This window comes from Halorubrum sp. B53 (genome assembly GCF_059752395.1).
On sequence record NZ_MWTH01000009.1, the window covers coordinates 68430 to 84523 of the forward strand.

Annotated in this window: 16 protein-coding genes; 6 read left to right on the forward strand and 10 right to left on the reverse strand. The window is 69.7% G+C overall.

Features of this window, described 5'->3' with window-relative positions; translation table 11 throughout:
- Positions 1–11 precede the first annotated feature (11 nt).
- From B4V06_RS07885 to B4V06_RS07900, 4 genes are all read left to right on the forward strand, one after another.
- Positions 12–428: a DUF4260 domain-containing protein gene (locus tag B4V06_RS07885; protein ID WP_123112211.1), complete on the forward strand. Its 417-nt coding sequence runs from the start codon at positions 12–14 to the stop codon at positions 426–428.
- A 249-nt stretch (positions 429–677) separates the two neighbouring features.
- Positions 678–1619 (forward strand): aspartate carbamoyltransferase, encoded by a 942-nt coding sequence (gene pyrB / locus B4V06_RS07890; RefSeq protein WP_498168934.1) that lies wholly within the window; start codon positions 678–680, stop codon positions 1617–1619.
- Positions 1616–2074, forward strand: coding sequence for an aspartate carbamoyltransferase regulatory subunit (gene pyrI / locus B4V06_RS07895; protein ID WP_123112213.1), 459 nt, complete (start codon positions 1616–1618; stop codon positions 2072–2074). The genes pyrB and pyrI overlap by 4 nt, the downstream gene beginning before the upstream one ends.
- A gap of 282 nt (positions 2075–2356) precedes the next feature.
- Positions 2357–3217, forward strand: coding sequence for a glycoside hydrolase family protein (locus tag B4V06_RS07900; protein ID WP_123112214.1), 861 nt, complete (start codon positions 2357–2359; stop codon positions 3215–3217).
- Positions 3218–3432: 215 nt separating this feature from the next.
- Here B4V06_RS07900 and B4V06_RS07905 read toward each other — a convergent pair whose 3' ends face one another.
- A complete protein-coding gene (locus tag B4V06_RS07905; RefSeq protein ID WP_498168937.1) occupies positions 3433–5088 on the reverse strand; it encodes an NADH-quinone oxidoreductase subunit D-related protein in 1656 nt (551 codons plus the stop codon).
- A gap of 84 nt (positions 5089–5172) precedes the next feature.
- Between B4V06_RS07905 and B4V06_RS07910 the strand changes: the two genes are divergently transcribed.
- Positions 5173–5841 carry a helix-turn-helix domain-containing protein gene (locus tag B4V06_RS07910; RefSeq protein WP_123112216.1) on the forward strand — a complete coding sequence of 223 codons (669 nt, stop codon included), beginning with the start codon at positions 5173–5175 and terminating at the stop codon, positions 5839–5841.
- Between the two features lie 52 nt (positions 5842–5893).
- Here the strand turns inward: B4V06_RS07910 and B4V06_RS07915 are convergent, their stop codons facing one another.
- The 7 genes from B4V06_RS07915 to B4V06_RS07945 form a co-directional block, all read right to left on the reverse strand.
- Positions 5894–6637 (reverse strand): ThuA domain-containing protein, encoded by a 744-nt coding sequence (locus B4V06_RS07915; protein WP_498168940.1) that lies wholly within the window; start codon positions 6635–6637, stop codon positions 5894–5896.
- A 474-nt stretch (positions 6638–7111) separates the two neighbouring features.
- Positions 7112–7564, reverse strand: a complete 453-nt coding sequence (locus tag B4V06_RS07920) for a DUF5804 family protein (protein ID WP_123112218.1) — start codon at positions 7562–7564, stop codon at positions 7112–7114.
- Positions 7565–7635: 71 nt separating this feature from the next.
- Positions 7636–8838 (reverse strand): methionine adenosyltransferase, encoded by a 1203-nt coding sequence (locus tag B4V06_RS07925; protein WP_498168943.1) that lies wholly within the window; start codon positions 8836–8838, stop codon positions 7636–7638.
- 605 nt (positions 8839–9443) lie between these two features.
- A complete protein-coding gene (locus tag B4V06_RS07930; RefSeq protein WP_498168946.1) occupies positions 9444–10565 on the reverse strand; it encodes a pyridoxal phosphate-dependent aminotransferase in 1122 nt (373 codons plus the stop codon).
- Between the two features lie 93 nt (positions 10566–10658).
- Positions 10659–11801, reverse strand: a complete 1143-nt coding sequence (locus B4V06_RS07935) for a transcriptional regulator TbsP domain-containing protein (protein ID WP_498168948.1) — start codon at positions 11799–11801, stop codon at positions 10659–10661.
- Positions 11802–11842: 41 nt separating this feature from the next.
- Positions 11843–12583 carry a methyltransferase domain-containing protein gene (locus B4V06_RS07940; protein ID WP_498168951.1) on the reverse strand — a complete coding sequence of 247 codons (741 nt, stop codon included), beginning with the start codon at positions 12581–12583 and terminating at the stop codon, positions 11843–11845.
- A 10-nt stretch (positions 12584–12593) separates the two neighbouring features.
- Positions 12594–13001 carry a nascent polypeptide-associated complex protein gene (locus B4V06_RS07945; protein ID WP_498168954.1) on the reverse strand — a complete coding sequence of 136 codons (408 nt, stop codon included), beginning with the start codon at positions 12999–13001 and terminating at the stop codon, positions 12594–12596.
- A 106-nt stretch (positions 13002–13107) separates the two neighbouring features.
- Between B4V06_RS07945 and B4V06_RS07950 the strand changes: the two genes are divergently transcribed.
- The gene (locus tag B4V06_RS07950) at positions 13108–13893 is read left to right on the forward strand and encodes a creatininase family protein (RefSeq protein WP_498168956.1); all 786 of its coding nucleotides are present in this window, start codon (positions 13108–13110) and stop codon (positions 13891–13893) included.
- On the opposite strand, the gene B4V06_RS07955 is transcribed toward B4V06_RS07950, so the two are convergent.
- Positions 13890–14594 carry a 6-hydroxymethylpterin diphosphokinase MptE-like protein gene (locus tag B4V06_RS07955; protein ID WP_498168959.1) on the reverse strand — a complete coding sequence of 235 codons (705 nt, stop codon included), beginning with the start codon at positions 14592–14594 and terminating at the stop codon, positions 13890–13892. The genes B4V06_RS07950 and B4V06_RS07955 overlap by 4 nt on opposite strands.
- A gap of 177 nt (positions 14595–14771) precedes the next feature.
- Positions 14772–16085, reverse strand: a complete 1314-nt coding sequence (gene folP, locus B4V06_RS07960) for a dihydropteroate synthase (RefSeq protein WP_498168962.1) — start codon at positions 16083–16085, stop codon at positions 14772–14774.
- Between the last annotated feature and the right edge of the window lie 9 nt (positions 16086–16094).

Here is a 16094-nt window from a genome sequence, read left to right on the forward strand (position 1 = left end):
GTATTCCTGTCATGGATACGCGATCTATTCTCCGACTCGAGGGGGCCGGGCTCTTCGCCGCGGCGACCGCGGCGTACTTCTCGCTGGGCGGCCCGCTCTGGCTGTTCGCGGTGCTCGCTCTCGCCCCCGACATCTCGATGGCGGCGTACCTCGCGGGACCTCGCGTCGGCAGTCGTTTCTACAACGCCTTTCACACGTATCTCGCGCCGTTGAGCCTCTTGGGAGTCGGGGTGGGGCTCGGCGTAACGCCCCTCTCATGGATCGCGCTCGTCTGGGCCGCTCACATCGGTGCCGACCGCGCCGTGGGGTACGGACTGAAGCGCCCGACCGGATTCAAACACACCCACCTCTCCGTCGAGGCCGACCGCGACTCTCGAATCGCGGGGCACGGACCAGTGGTCCCCGACGCCGGCGGCAGGGACGACTGACCGAGAGCTCGGGGGCGGGTGGCCGTGACGTCGGCGACGTGGAACTGTTAGTCTTCCATCGGCGGCGTGGAATCGCTGGGTCCGTCGAGGCGGGAGCGCGGGCGCGACCGAAGGACGCGGTGACGCGTGAAGACGAGTCGACATTACGCATCTCGAAACCGTCGCTGACGGCGGTGTTCACTTTCGTGATCAGCGAATTAGCGGGCCGAGCCGAGGGATTCAAGATACTGCCGGTCCCCTTCTCCGACGATGCGTCAGGACCACCTCATCACCGCGACACAGCTCTCGCGGGATGACATCGAGGCGGTGCTCGACCGGGCCCGCGAGGTCGCCGACGACCCCGCCGCCTACGCGGACCGGCACGCCGGGCGCGTGCTCGCGCTCTGTTTCTTCGAGCCGAGCACGCGCACCCGGATGAGCTTCGACAGCGCGGCCAAACGCCTCGGCATGAACACCGTCGACATGGGCGACGTCGACTCCTCGTCGGTGTCGAAGGGGGAGTCGCTCTCGGACACCGTCCGCGTCATCGAGGGCTACGCGGACGCGCTCGTCCTCCGACATCCGAGCGAGGGCGCCGCGACGCTGGCCGCCGAGAACGTCTCCGTCCCGGTCGTCAACGCGGGCGACGGCGCGGGGCAGCACCCCTCGCAGACCCTCCTCGACCTCCACACGATCCGCGAGAACCACGGGCTCGACGACCTCACGGTCGGGATCATGGGCGACCTGAAGTACGGCCGCACGGTCCACTCGCTGGCCGCGGCGCTCACGGAGTTCGACGCCAACCAGCACTTCATCAGCCCCGAGTCGCTGCGGCTCCCGCGGTCGGTCCGGTTCGACCTCCACGAGACCGGCGCGCAGATGCGCGAGCACACCGACCTGGAGGACGTGCTCGGCGAGCTCGACGTGCTGTACGTCACCCGGATCCAGAAGGAGCGGTTCCCCGACGAGAACGAGTACCACCGCGTCGCCGGCGAGTATCGGATCGACGCCGAGACGCTCGAGGACGCCTCCGACGACCTCACCGTGATGCACCCGCTCCCGCGCGTCGACGAGATCGCGCCCGACGTCGACGAGACCGATCACGCGACGTACTTCGAGCAGGCGCACAACGGGATTCCGGTGCGGATGGCGCTGCTCGACACCCTCATGGAGAACGCCGAGGCCGCCGAGGGGATGGAGGTGGATCGATGAGCGACCACGAGCTCCGCGTCTCGAAGATCCGCGACGGCACCGTGATCGACCACGTCGAGGGCGGGCAGGCGCTCAACGTGCTCGCGATCCTCGGGATCGACGGCTCGGAGGGGTTCGGCGTCTCCGTCGGGATGAACGTCCCCTCGGACCGGCTCGGCCGGAAGGACATCGTGAAGGTCGAAGAGCGGGAGCTCTCGCAGTCCGAGGTCGACGTGCTCTCGCTCATCGCGCCCGAGGCGACGATCAACATCGTCCGCGACTTCGAGGTCGTCGAGAAGAACCGGGTGACTCGCCCCGACACCGTGACCGGCGTGCTCTCGTGCCCGAACCGTAACTGCATCACGAACGCCGACGAGCCGATCGAGACTCGGTTCGACGTCGTCGCCGACGGCGTCCGCTGCGACTACTGCTCGACGATCCTGCGCGCCGACATCGCCGACCACATCGACGTGTGAGGCCCGCGGCGTCGCCCGGTCCACCCCCGACCGCCGCCGCGACGCGTCCGACGCTCCGGTAGGTTTTAGCGCCCGCCGCCCGATGCGTGGAACATGAGCAAGAAAGTCAAGCTCGTCCTGGTCCTGTCGCTCGTGGCGGTCGCGTACTTCATGTTCGCCGGCGACAAGGAGCCGGTGACCGTCGAGTAACGAGCGACCGCGAGAACCGGACGCGTCGAATCACGACTACCTCCCGCGGGCGGATGCCCGCCGTTTTTACCCCTCACGCGCGTACCGACCGGTATGTACGGGGTCGTCACGCGCAACGCCGACGAGGTCGAGATGGAGCCGTTCGACCTCGGCTTCTACGAGGTGAAAGACGTCACGGGGCGCGCGGCCGCGCCGCTCCCGAACGCGGTGAACATGGTGTCGTGTTTCGGCGACAACGCCGCGGCCGCCGAGAACCCGGATCTGGTCCCTGTCGACGAGCGCGGCGAGCCGGCGACCCGGGACCGCGACTACTTCGACTGGGCGTACATCTGTCCGACGCACCCGGAGTACCGCGAGGGGCTCTTGGAGATCATCGAGGACTGCGCCGCCGAGAGCGACGACGTCCGGCTCGACGACGTGGGCTTCCCGCGCGAGGGGTTCTGTCGCTGCGACCGCTGCGAGCGGCTGTTCGCCGAGAGCGACCGCGAGCGCTGGAGCGACTGGCGCGCCGACGTCATCACCGAGTTCGTCGCCGACGCCGCCGAGCTGGTCCCCGGCCGCGTCCTGCTCACCCTGTATCCGGACCCGTACCCCGGCCACCTCCGAGCGCGCGCCGGCCTCGACCTCGACCGACTCGCCGAGCACGTCGACGAGTTCGTGGTCCCGCTGTACGACACCGAGTACGCGACGACCTACTGGCTGGAGACCATCGCCCGCGGGTTCCGCACGCGGCTCGGCGGCGACTACGACGTGCACGGCGCGCCGCCGGAGACGCCGTTCTCGCTGGAGCTGTACGCGGTCGACGTCCCCGTCGACGAGCTGATCCACGCGACCGAGGTCGCCGAGACGTACGCGAAGGACGTCTTCTTCGGCTACGACGCCAACAACGCGGCCGCCGCGCTCCGCCGGAAGGACGCCGACGGGCGCGACGGCGAGGTCCACCGCCCCGACTGACGGGAGCCGTCGGTCTCGCCCCACCGGTCTGCCCTCCTCGTCCGCACGAACGAGGGTTTATATCCCACCGCGGCCGACGCCTACTCGACCGGCCGCCGGCGTGCGACACACCGGTCGTCTCGCGTTCGCGCGAGGCGGTCGCCTTTCAACGTCCGCGCCGTAGCGGCGGTCGCCCTACAGTCGTGAGCCGCCGGCTCGTCCGCGACCGGGGCGACTCACCGATCGACCTCGCCCATGATCGTGTCCAAGCTCCCCAGCGAGGCGATCAGGTCCGGGATCGACTCGCCGTTGGCCATCTCCGGGAGCGCTTGGAGGTTCGAGAAGGAGGGGCCGCGGATCTTGAAGCGAGCGGGCTTGTCGGTGCCGTCCGAACGGATGTAGATGCCGAGCTCGCCTTTGGCCGCCTCGACGGCGCGGTAGATCTCGGCGTCGTCGTCCGGGCGGAGCGTGCGGGGCACGTTCGCCTGAATCGTCCGTTCGTCCTCCGGCCAGTCCTCGAGCAGGTCGACGCACTGTTCGATGATCTTCGCGGACTCCTCGACCTCGCGCATCCGGACGAGCAGGCGACTGTAGTTGTCGCAGCCGTCCTCGGTGACGACGTCCCAGTCGAGCTCGTCGTAGTAGCCGTACGGGTCGTCGCGACGCAGGTCGTAGTCGACGCCCGACCCGCGAAGCACGGGTCCGGTGCAGCCGTACTCCTTCGCGACGTCCGGCGGCAGGACCCCCGTGTCGACCGTGCGCAACTGGAGGATCTCGTTGCGGGTGAGGAGGTCGTGGTACTCCTCCAGGCGACGCGGGAGTCCGTCGAGGAACTCCCGCACCGTCGAGAAGAACTCCTCGCGCGGCTCCGGCAGGTCCCAGACGACGCCGCCGAGCCGGAAGTAGTTGAACATCAGCCGCTGGCCCGTCAGCTCCTCCAGAACGTCTTGGACGCGCTCGCGCTCTTGGATCGCGTACATGAACGTCGCCGTGAAGTCGCCGATCACGTCGAGCGCGTACGCCCCCATCGCCAGCATGTGCGAGAGGATCCGGCTGCACTCCGCGGCCATCGTCCGGACGACCTGCGCGTACTCCGGCACCTCGATGTCGGCGAGGTCCTCGGCCGCGCGGGCGTACGCCCACTCGTTGAGGAGGCCGGCACCGCCCCAATCCCAGCGGTCGGGGTACGGCATGATCTGGTGCCGGTACGTCCCCGACTGGGCCATCTGCTCCTCGCAGCGGTGGATGTAACCGATGTCGGGTTCGACGTCGACGACGTCCTCCCCGTCTAAGGTGACCTGGAGGTGGAGCACGCCGTGGGTCGCCGGGTGGTGCGGCCCGATGTTGAGGAGCATGGTGTCGCTCCCCACCGCCGTCGACGAGCCCGGTTCGACGGGCTCATTCTCGGAGAGCGCGGCGATCTGGGGCTGGTCCTTGTCGTAATCCATCGACAGAGGGTGGCCCTGCCACGTCTCCGGCAGCAGAATCCGGCGCAGGTCGGGGTGGTCGTCGTACTCGATGCCGATCAGGTCGTACGCCTCCCGCTCGTGCCAGTCGGCGGTGCGGAAGACGGGCTCGGCCGACTCCGAAACGGGAGTATCCGTGTCGGCGGGCACGACGACGCTGACCTCTTGGGTCGGGTCGTCGAACGTCCGCAGGTGGTAGATCGACTCGTAGCGGCCCTCGTACTCCTGAGCGGTGACGCAGGCGAGGTGATCGAAGCCAGCTTCCGCTTTCAGCGTCGAGAGCGCCTCTCGGACCGCGTCCGGGCGAATTCGCGCGGCGGGGGCGTTCAGATGCGTCTCGCGTCCGACGACCAGCTCCGAAATCGACGAGAACGGGTCCGGTTTCGTCGCTGCGTCGACGCCGTCTGTCGTCGCGTCGATCGACATGGGTGAACCGACGCGTCCGGACCATCCGAGTCTTCTGCCGGATCAGGACGGGTATTTATACCGGATCCGTGAACAGTGGCCGGCGTGAAGTACCTCCGAGTCGAACTCCGGTATCCGCCGGAACTCATGCACCCGATACACCGGCTCATCGACGAGTCCGACGCTATCGAGCGCGACGTGCTCGTTCAGGGGACGGTGTTCGGCGAACCGGACGACACCTTCCTCTTCTACGTAGAGGGGGACATCGACGTGTACACCGACGCGCTTCGGTCGGTCGACCGCATTCGGGAGTTCGACGTGACCCGGATCGACGAATCGGGTCACTACGTCTTCCTCACGCAGCGTCGCGACGGCGCCGACGACGCGACGTTCGACCCGCTCCAGCGAACGGGCGTCGTCGTCGTCCCGCCGATCGACTTCCGCCCGAATGGGATCGCGCGGCTGACGGCGATCGGGAACGGCGGCCCGCTCCGGGAGGCGCTCGCGGGCCTCCCGGAGCGGATCGACACCACCGTCCTCCGGATCGGCGAGTACGACTGGCGGCAGCACCTCTTCGATCCGGAGCTGACCGACCGGCAGTTCGACGCGCTCGCGGCCGCCGTCGAGAGCGGCTACTACGACGCACCCCGGGAAGCGACCGTCGAGGAGGTCGCGGCGCGGATCGACGCCTCCGCGAGCACCGCGTCGGAGCACCTCCGGAAAGCGGAGTCGGCCGTGATGACCGCGTTCATGGAGCTTCGCGAGGTGTCGTGAGGGCGCGAGCGAGCGGCCCGCGAACCGCCGCTAGTGGACCGTTCGGTCGTCGCTAGTGGACCGTTCGGTCGTCGCTCGTGTCGATATCCTCGATCGGGTCGGCGTTGCCGAACTCGGGATTCGGGCCGTCGCCCGGTTCCGCCCACTCGACCGCGTTCCGGAGCACCCGCCGGACGTCGTCGTTGTAGTACACCGGATACGTCTCGTGGCCCGGGCGGAAGTAGAACACCTTCCCGCTGCCGCGGCGGTAACAGCAGCCGGATCGGAACGTCTCGCCGCCTTCGAACCAGGAGTTGAAAACGAGCGTGTCCGGCGCGGGAACGTCGAAGCGCTCGCCGTACATCTCCGCCTCGTCGACCTCGATGTACTCACCGATCCCGTCGGCGATCGGGTGGCTCGGCTCGATCGCCCAGAGCCGCTCCGTCTCGGCGGCCTCCCGCCACTTCAGCGAGCAGCTGGTGCCCATCAGCTTCTTGAAGATCTTCGAGTAGTGCGCGGAGTGAAGCACCAGGAGGCCCATCCCGTCGAGCACCCGCTCGTGGACGCGGTCGACGACCTCGTCGCGCACCTCGTCGTGGGCGGCGTGGCCCCACCACGTGAGCACGTCGGTGTCGTCGAGGACCGCCTCGGTGAGGCCGTGCTCGTGTCCCTCGTCGAGCGTGGCGGTGCGGACGTCGTGGCCCGCCTCCTCGAAGACCTCCGCGAGGACCGCGTGGATCCCGTCGGGATAGCGGTCGGCGACGACGTCGCTCTCGCGCTCGTGACGGTACTCGTTCCAGACCGTGACGCGTGCCATACGCGCCTTCGCCGCCCGATTGACTTGTACGATCGTATCCGGAGCGAAAAAGATCGTTCCGGTGGCGCGCGCCTCCGAGCGCCCTTCGGGCGCGAGGAGCGCGTGCGAGGGAGTCGCGAGTGATGTGGGCGACCGAAGGGAGCCCCGAGCGAGCGACGAGGCTGGGGAGGCGTGAGGTGCGGTCGCGGTGAGGGGTGGGATTCAAAGGGGCAGCCGCGAGGGCGAAGACGGGCGACGCAAGGACCGCAGGAGCGAATGAAGTGAGCGACGAGGACCGCAGCGAGCCCATCGAGTCCTCGCGGCTGGGGCTTTGGAGGTGTTCTCCCCTACAGCGATCGCGACGACGTACCGACGAGCGGCTGGGGCTTTGGACCGCTTCAGTGCCAGGTTTCGGTCGGTCACTTATAAACGCGCAGCTGGGGGTTTGGACCGGTTCACCGCGCTATCTTATAAACAAACGCCCCTATCCGCCACTTACCCCGAGAATTCCGACTCGCTCACCCGGACGATCACCGTCTCGTCGACGTCACGGAGGTCGTATTCGGGCGTCTCGCCCTGTTGCCGCCGAACGTACAGCGGCTCGACCGGCCGCCCGTCGACGAGGCCGAACACCTTCAGGCGCTGGTCGGTCTCCTCGGGCGGGACGGCGCCGTCGCGAACCTCGCGGGCGAGGTCGCGCGAGAGCCACTCGTCGGTGGAGATCGACGGCTCGCGGACGAGCGCCTCGTCGACGAAGCGCACGAGGTACCAGTTGAGGTCGTTCAACAGCGCGACGGCGGCGCCGAGGCTCACGGTGTCGACCGCGAGGCTGTTCGCGAACGGCTCCTCGATGTCGTACGTCGCGAGCGCGTCCCGGGCGGTCTCCCGAGACAGCAGCTCGTAGGTGAGGTTGACGTCCGGATCGCCGAGGAGACACACCCGCGTCACACGCTGTCGGTCTCGCCCGCTCCCCAAATCGGTTGCGGTCGTTCGGCTCGGGATCGTCGGGCGCGGCCGACTCAGAACGTCGAGACGTCGCCGTCGATGACGCTGCGGGTCACGTCGGTGACGTCGTTCAGCTCGCGGTCGACGATCTCGAGGACCTCCGGCTCGATGTCGCCGATCGCGACCCCCTCCTCGGTGACGAGCTGCGCGTCGGCGACGTGGGGCTCGTCGATCGGCCGGCCGATCTGCGAGAGCAGGCGGACCTGCAGGTCGCGGATCCCGTCAACCTCGTCGGTGACCGACTCGGCGATCCGGGTCGACAGGAGGTTGTATATCTTCCCGATGTGGTTGACCGGGTTCTTCCCGGAGGTCGCCTCCATCGACATCGGCCGGTTCGGCGTGATGAGCCCGTTCGCGCGGTTCCCGCGCCCGACCGAGCCGTCGTCGCCCTGCTCGGCTGAGGTGCCGGTGACCGTGAGGTACACCGACCCCTCGTCGTAGTCGTCGGCGGTGTTGACGTCGACGTGGACCTCGCGGTCGGTGTGGTCCTGGGCGAGCCCGGTGACGAACTCGCGGACGTCGTCGACGGCGTCGTCGTACGCGTCAAGCCCGTCGACGTACCGGTCGACCATCGCGGCCGCGACCGTGATGTCGATCCGATCGCCCTCCCGCTTCCCCATGATCTTCACGTCGGGACCGAGCTCGGGATGCTCGTCGTGATACCGCCCGTTGAGCGCGCGCTCGGCCTCGCGGACGATCGTCTCCGTCTCCGTGAGGGGGGCGTGGCCGACGCCGAAGGAGGTGTCGTTCGCCATCGGCACCTGCTGGGTCTCCTCGCCGAAGACGTCCTGCAGGTCGCCCGACCCCTCGCCGAGCTTCACGTCGACGACGACGTCGGTGCCGTACTCCAGCTCCGGGAGCGCCTCGCCGAGGTAGTCGCGGGCGGCCGCCAGCGCGGTCGAGTCGACGGGGAGCTGCTGGCCGTCGTACTCCTTCGTGGCGCGGCCGACGATGAGCACGTAGATGGGTTCGACGACTTCGCCGCCGCCGTAGGCGGGCGCGGCGCGGCCGGCGACGAGCTGCGTCTCGTCCGTGTTGTAGTGGAGCACCTTGCCGACGCGGTCCAAGTAGAGCTGCGAGAGCGCCCGCGACACCGACTCCGCGATCCCGTCGCAGATCGAGTCAGGGTGTCCGATACCCTTCCGCTCGACGATCTCGACCTCCTGGTCCTCGACGGCCCGCCGGTCGAGGCGGCTGACCTGAATGTTCCGGTCCATTACCTCTCGGTACTCCGTCGGCCGCAGTATAACTTGCGGAAACCTCCCGCGCCCGGGTAATGCTCTTTAGTTATCGTTTGGCAGGTGTTGCCAGTATCCTGCAGCCGCTTTGCATTCTGTCTCCCTACCTCGTCCGGCTCTGTTGAAATCCGTAACAGGTGATCTATTTTGATCCGGTTGTGGTCAATACAGGTGACTAACGTATCGGCTACTTTTCGGCATACAGGAGGGTTCGTCGGCACTCGGGGCAAACGTATGGAACTGGCGTCAGAATCTCATCCGCTCGGATACTACTAAGAAATCCGTCGTCCGTCGATGGTGAGACGATAGATAGTTCGCCAACGGCGTCGGTTCCTTGTAGTTCCATCCGTTCCAGTGGTTCCTCGCAATCGGGACACGTCTTCTCGGAGGGCATACTTGTCGAAGGTACAGTTGCCTCTCCCGAAAACTAATTCGGTGTGTTCTCAGGTGCGGATAGAACTGTACTCGTTCTAATAACGATTGATACGCACGCTTCACCGACCGGCTGTTTCAGTCGAGAATGTTTCTGAAAAATTGGAGTTCAACAGACTCCCTCGTCCTTACCTCGCCTCGTGCCTCGTCACCTACTTCGCCGCCTCGTAGGCCTCCGCCATCACGTCGAGCGCCTCCCGGAGCTCGCTCTCGTCGGTCGCGTACGAGATGCGCGCGTGGCCGCGGCCGTGCTCGCCGAACGCCTCGCCGGGGACGACGATCACCCCGCGGTCGAGGCACTCGTCGACGAACCCCTCGGGCACCCGCGGCATCGCGTAGAAGGCGCCCTGCGGAGTGGGGCAGTCGAGGCCGATGTCGTCGAAGCCCTCCAGCAGGAGGTCGCGTCGGCGCTCGAAGGAGGCGGTCATCTCGTCGACGATCCCGCGGTCGCCGCGCAGCGCGCCCTCCGCCGCGTACTGGGCCGGGGCCGACGCGCAGGCCTGCGCGTACTGGTGGACGCGCAGCATGCGCTCGACGCGCTCGTCGGAGCCGTACACCCAGCCGAGCCGCCAGCCCGTCATCGAGAACAGCTTCGAGGCGGAGTTGACGACGACGACGCTGTCCGTCTCCGCGAACTCCATCGGCGAGTAGTGCTCGCCGTCGAAGACGGTGTACTCGTACACCTCGTCGGAGATACAGAGCACGTCGTGTTCGTCCGCGATCCGCGCGAACTCCCGCACGTCTTCCTCGGAGGAGACCGCCCCGGTGGGGTTGCCGGGCGAGTTCACCACGAACGCCGCGGTGTCGTCGGTGATCGCGTCCTCGATCGCGGCCGGGTCGATCGTGAGGTCGTCGCGCAGCGGGGCGGGGACGGGCTCGCCGCCCGCGAGTTTCGTGAGCGCGTCGTACGAGACGAATCCCGGATCCGGGATCACGACCTCGTCGCCCTCGCTCACGTGCGCCTCCATCGCGACGTGGAGCGCCTCGCTCCCCCCCGCAGTGGCGATCACGTTCCCGGGATCGAGGTCGATCCCCTGGTCCGCCCGGTGTTTCTCCGCGATCGCCTCCCGCAGCGACCGGATCCCCTTGTTCTCGGTGTAGGCGTCCGCCTTCCCGTCCTCGATCGCGTCGACGGCGGCCTGCCTCGCGTGCGCTGGCGTGGGGAAGTCGGGCTGCCCGAGCCCGAGGTTGATCGCGTCGTCGCCGGCCGCCTCGAACACCTCGCGGATCCCGCTGATGGAGATCCGCTCGACCCTGTCGGAGAAGTTCGGCATACCCGTTCGGGGGCGCCGCCGGGAGTTAGTTCTTGTCACGTCGGCGCACCGACGAGGAGGCGGTCCCGCGACCGCCGCCCGCCCGCGTCGCCGCTAGCGGTCCCACACCGGCCGGCGCCCCTCGCCGTCGGGACCCCGCCGGAGCGTGCCGTCCCCGTCGAGCGGGAGCGCGAACCGCCCGCGGAGCACGCTGAGCACCTCGCTCGGCCGTGCCCGCAAGAGCACCTCGTCGACCGCCCTGAGCCGGAGCTTGGGTCGCCCCGCCCCCATCGGAACCTTGATCGACTCGATCAGCTCCCGCTCCACGAGCGCGCGCCGGTCGGCCGTGAGCTCCTGTCCGGGCGCGATCGCGACGCGGTCGGCGTCCCCTTCGGCGTCGTCGCCTTCGGTCCCCTCGCCGCCAGCGCCGTCGCCCTCGCCCCCCTCGCCGCCCGCGCCGTCGACCCACCGCCTGAGGTCCCGAAAGAGGTGATCGTGGCGGGCCGCCAGCGCGACGAGGAGGGTTCGATCGGCGGGCGCCACGGTCCGCCCGACCGCGCCGTAGTCGAGCGCGTCGAGGACCGCCGCCAGGTCGTCGGCGAACCGGTCGTCGAGGACCTCGCGCGCCGCGGCGAGCAGGCGGGTCCGCGAGGGCATCTCGACGGTCGCGGGCGTCGCCGCCTCGAACCGAGCCGTCGCGGCCCGGTGCGCCGCGGCCGCGGTCGCGTCTCCCGTCTCCGAGAGGAGGGCCCGGTCCGCGCGGGGGCCGGCGACCGCGTCGACGCGGTCGGGCGTCGCGAACGCGAGCGAGCGAGCGGCGGCATCGATTTTCAATAGGTCTCCGGAAGCCCCGTCGTCAGCGGGCGTCCGGAGTTCGAGCGATCCGTCCGCGACCGCCTCGGCGACGTCGGTACCGAGGACGAACGCCCGAGCGAGCGCGTCGACGGCACCGGGCCGACAGGCGATCCGCCACGGCTCGGCGTCGTCGGTCCGCCGTCGGGCCGCGAGGACGGGCGGAAGCAGCCCGAGCGGAACGCCGACGGCGACGACGCCGGACCGTCCCGCGAGCGCCGACTCGACCGCGGTCGCGAGCTCCCCGCCCCACCGATCGACCGCGACGGCGACTTCGGAGGGTTCGTCGGGTGGATCGGCGGCGTCAGAGCCGTCGGGGGCGTCAGAGCTGTCGGGAGCGTCGGAGCCGTCGGGAGCGTCGGAGCTGTCGGCGGTAGCGCCGTCGCCGTCCTCCGAGGAACCCATACGCTCCGTGGCGGCGGAATCGGAAAGAACGTTGCGCCCGGTCAGGGCGCCCGCGCGAAGACGAGGTAGCCGGTGTGGCCGACGCCCGCGGTGGAGGGACGGGAACCGCGGTCGGAGAAGTCCATCTCGCGCTGGATCGTCTCCAGCGTTTCGATGCCGTCGAGGCCGGCCTCGCGCGCGGCGAGGACCGCCTCGCGGGTGCCCTCGACGAACGGCGAGTAGACGGCGAGACAGCCGCCCGAGACGAGCAGTTCGTCGGCGCGCTCGACGACGGCCGGCGCGTCGCCGGTGTCCAGCGTGAGCGCGTCGAACGGCTCCACCTCGGCGAGCCCGTCCAGCTCCTCGGTGAGGTCGCCGGTCCGGACCTCGACGCGGTCGGCGACGCCCGCGGTCGCCATGTTGGCGCGGGCGACGTCGGCGAACTCGTCGTCGACCTCGTAGGTGGTCACGTCGGCGCCGGCCCGACCGAGATAGGCGGCGAGGATCCCCGTTCCGGTGCCGGCGTCGAGGACGCGGTCGCCGCTGGACGCGCCGGTGTGGCCCATCACGAGCCCCACGTCGCGCGGCATCATCGGTGCGCCGGTGCGTTCGAGGTGGTTGAACAGGTCCGGGCCGCGGAGCTCGCGGACCGCGAACTCGGTGCCGAGGTGCGTCTCGACCGTGTCGCCGCCGGCGACGTCGTCGGGGACCTCGAGCACGCCGAGGTCGGTGCCGAACTCCTCGCCGGGCGCTAACAGGTACTCCCGGTCCTCGTGGACGAGCAGGTACGCGGCGTCCGTCACGCCGAATCAGTCACTCCAGCTCCGCGATCGCGGCCGCGAGGTCGCCGTCGTTGTCTTCGAGGGCCTCGCGGGCCGTGGACTGCGGCACGCCCGCGCGCTCGGCGACGAGCGCCACGTCCTCGTCGGGGATACCGGCGTCGGCCTCGTCGATCTCGCCGGCCGCGTCGGTGGACCCGTCCTCGACCGCGGAGGGACCCCCGCCGGCGCCCGCGTCGTCGACCTCCTCAGGCGAGCCGACGATCTGGTAGGTCTCCTGGCCCTGCGCGTCCATCTTGGTGACCTGAGCGCCGTCGAAGACGAGGTCGCCGTCGGCCGTCTCGATGACGACCCGCTCGGCGTCGAGCTCCTCGACGTCGATCCCCATCTGTTTCATCATCTGTTTCATCTTCCGCGGGTTCATGCCGCCGCCTCCAAACATAGGAACGAGTTCGGCCGGACGACACAAAAAGGGTGGCGACACGGGACGAGACGGCGAACCGCGCCGGGACGGCTGGGTTCATACGTCGCGACCCACACCTTCGGGTATGTATCTCGCCGACCACACCTGGCCGGAACTCGCGGCGGAGCTGTCCGACGGCACCGTCGCCCTCGTCCCGCTCGGCTCCACCGAACAGCACGGCCCGCACCTCCCGCTGGCGACCGACCATCTGATCGCCGAGGCGCTCGCGAGCGCCGCCGCCGAGGAGGCCGACGTCGTCCGCACCCCGACGATCGACGTGGGCGTCAGCCCCCACCACCGCCAGTTCCCGGGGACGATGTGGGTCGACCCGCCGGAGTTCCGGGACTACGTCGAGGGGTTCACCCGGAACCTCGCGTACCACGGGATCGACCGCGTCGTCTACGTGAACGCCCACGGCGGCAACGTCCAGCACCTCCGCGAGGTCGGCCGGCGGCTCCACCAAGACGGGACGACGTACGCGCTCGAGTGGATGTGGGACGAGTCGATCCCGGAGCTGGTCGACGAGCTGTTCGAGCACAACGGCCCGCACGCGGGGCCGAAGGAGACCGCCATGATCACCCACATCGCCCCGGAACTCGTCCGCGAGGACCAGTTCAGGAACGCCCGCGACGACGGGTTGGTTCACCTCGACGACTCCGACGCGGTCGTCCACGGCGCCCGGACCTTCTACGACTCGGTCGACAACTCCGCGAACGGCGCGTTCGGCGACCCGACCGACGTGACCCCGGAGAAGGCCGAGCGGCTGTTCGAGGCGGCCACCGACCAGCTCGTGCAGCTCGTCGAGTGGCTGGAGGCCCGCGACCGCGAGGAACTGCTGCCGAAAGCGCGCGTCGAGTCGTCGCCGTACTAGCCGCGACCGGACAGGATCGGGTCGAGCGCCGCGTCCGTCGCTTCTCGCCGCCCGTCGAGAACGCCGAACCGCTCGTCGCGGCGCCGTTCGAGCCAGCGCAGCAGGTGGGCGGCCCAGTCGAGCTTCCGCGCCTTCATCGGGTCGACGTCGGGGTCGTCGAACGCCCACCCGGGGAAGACGAGCCGGCCGGCGCCGACGTGGTCGGCGAGGAAGGCTGCGCGGTCGCCATCGGTGAATCCGCCCGTGTTGACGACCGGTCCCTGGGGCGCCGCCTGCGTCGTCGCCAGCGTCCACTCGTCGGCGAACCGCGGGAGCCACTCGCGGACGGCGGGGACGTTGTCGCCGTGCGCGTGCGCCGCGACCGGCACGCCCTCGCGGGTCAGCGCCGCCGCAGTCTCCGGATTCTTGTCGAGGTCGGTCACCATGCAGTCGACGGCGACGCCCCGGTCGCGGAGGACGTCGGCGGCGGTCGAGGCGGCGACGACGACGTCGGCGTCGCGGGCGATTTCGACGTCGGCGACGAGCCGCGGCGCGGCGCCGGCGACCGCGACGGTCGCGCCGCGCCAGTCACCGAGCCTATCGAGCGGGAAGGGCGTCGCCAGCTCGGCGGCGACGTCGCGGGCGCGCTCGTCCGCGGCGCGCTCGAAGCCGAAGTCCGCGAGGATCGCCTCGTACATCGGCTCGAACGTCTCGAAGTTCACACTGATTCCTCCGCGGGTATCGTGAGGCCGCGACTGCGCGCTCGGAAGTGCGCCGCGCGGCGCCGCCGCTGGCGGTGTGGAATATGGTATGGGCCGGAGTGGCACAGAGTACCCCTACCCGCGTGCCCCTCCGGCGTCCGGTCGATCGGTTGTCTGCACGACGGCATAAACTTTCTCTTACTTTGAGCCCGCGTCGGTCGCTACAAGCGCTGCGTCGAGCGGGTCGGAAACCCCCGAAACCCGGTCTATCAGCGCTCTTCGCCCGGCCGGGGTACAAATAAGGAGGCCCGCAGCGCCGGTCTCGGCGGCATCGCGGGCGTCGCTCGTGTCCGGAGCGCCGCCGTCGGTCGCGGAGGGCGGGTCGGCGGCCGGGCCGGGCGCCGCCGCATCGGCTTCGCCCGCGAGGGCGAACGCCGCGCCGTCGACGCCCTCCGCCCCCGCGGTCGCGGCCCGGAGCGCGCCGACCGCCGGCTCCGGGAGGCCGGTGAGCTCGTAGGTGCGAACGACCGCCGCGTCGGCCGCTCCGCGGTCGGCGCCGAGCCGATCGAGGTGGCGCTCGGCCTCACGCGCGGTCGTCACGTCGAGCTCCTCGACGGCGACGTCGCCCGCGTCGCGCCCCGAGCGGACCCGGTTCCGGGCGAATTCGGCGCCGACGAGCGCCGCGTCGCGGGTCTCCGCGACGTCGTGGGTGCGGATCACGTGCGCGCCGCGCTCGACCGCCATCGACGTGGCCGCCAGCGAGACGGGCAGCGCCTCCTCCGTGGTCCGCCCGGCGATCGTCTTCAGGAAGCTCTTGCGGTTGATCGAGACGAGCAGCGGCCGGCCGTACCCCCGGAACTCCCGGAGCCGGCGGAGCGTCTCGCGGTCATCGGCGTGGGTCTTCGCCTCGGACCAGCCGCCGAAGGCGGGGTCGAGGATCGTCTTGTCGGTGAACCCGTTCATCGAGAGCGCCTCGTAGATGTCGTCCGCGTAGCTCCAGCTACGCTCTGGACTGGCGGCGCTTCGCGCCGCCCAGTCGACTTCCTCGATCGCCCCCGGTCGCTCCAAGTCCGGCGGCGAGGCCATCTTCGAGACGGCGGCGTCGTGCTCGCGACAGACGCGGGGCATCTCGGGGTCGGCGAACCCGCAGATGTCGTTGACCATGTCGAACCCGCGCGAGAGCGCCTCGTCGGCGACCTCGTGGTAGCGGGTCTCGATCGACCAGACGGCGTCGCCCGAGGTCGATTCGAGGGTCTCGACCGCGGTGTCGAGCCGGTCCAGCTCCTGTTCGGCGGACAGCACGTCGAGGTCCTTGTTGGCCGATTCGAGGCCGACGTCGACGATGTCGGCGCCCTCGCCGATCAGCTCCTCGTCGACGTACTCGGCGGCCTCGCCCGGGTCGTCGTACACGCTCGGGTCGTACGGCGACTCCGCGGAGACGTTGAGCACGCCCATGATCCGAGGGGGGTGGTCGTCGCCGATCCCGAGCCCCGCGGCGTCCACGTTTCGCATACGATCACC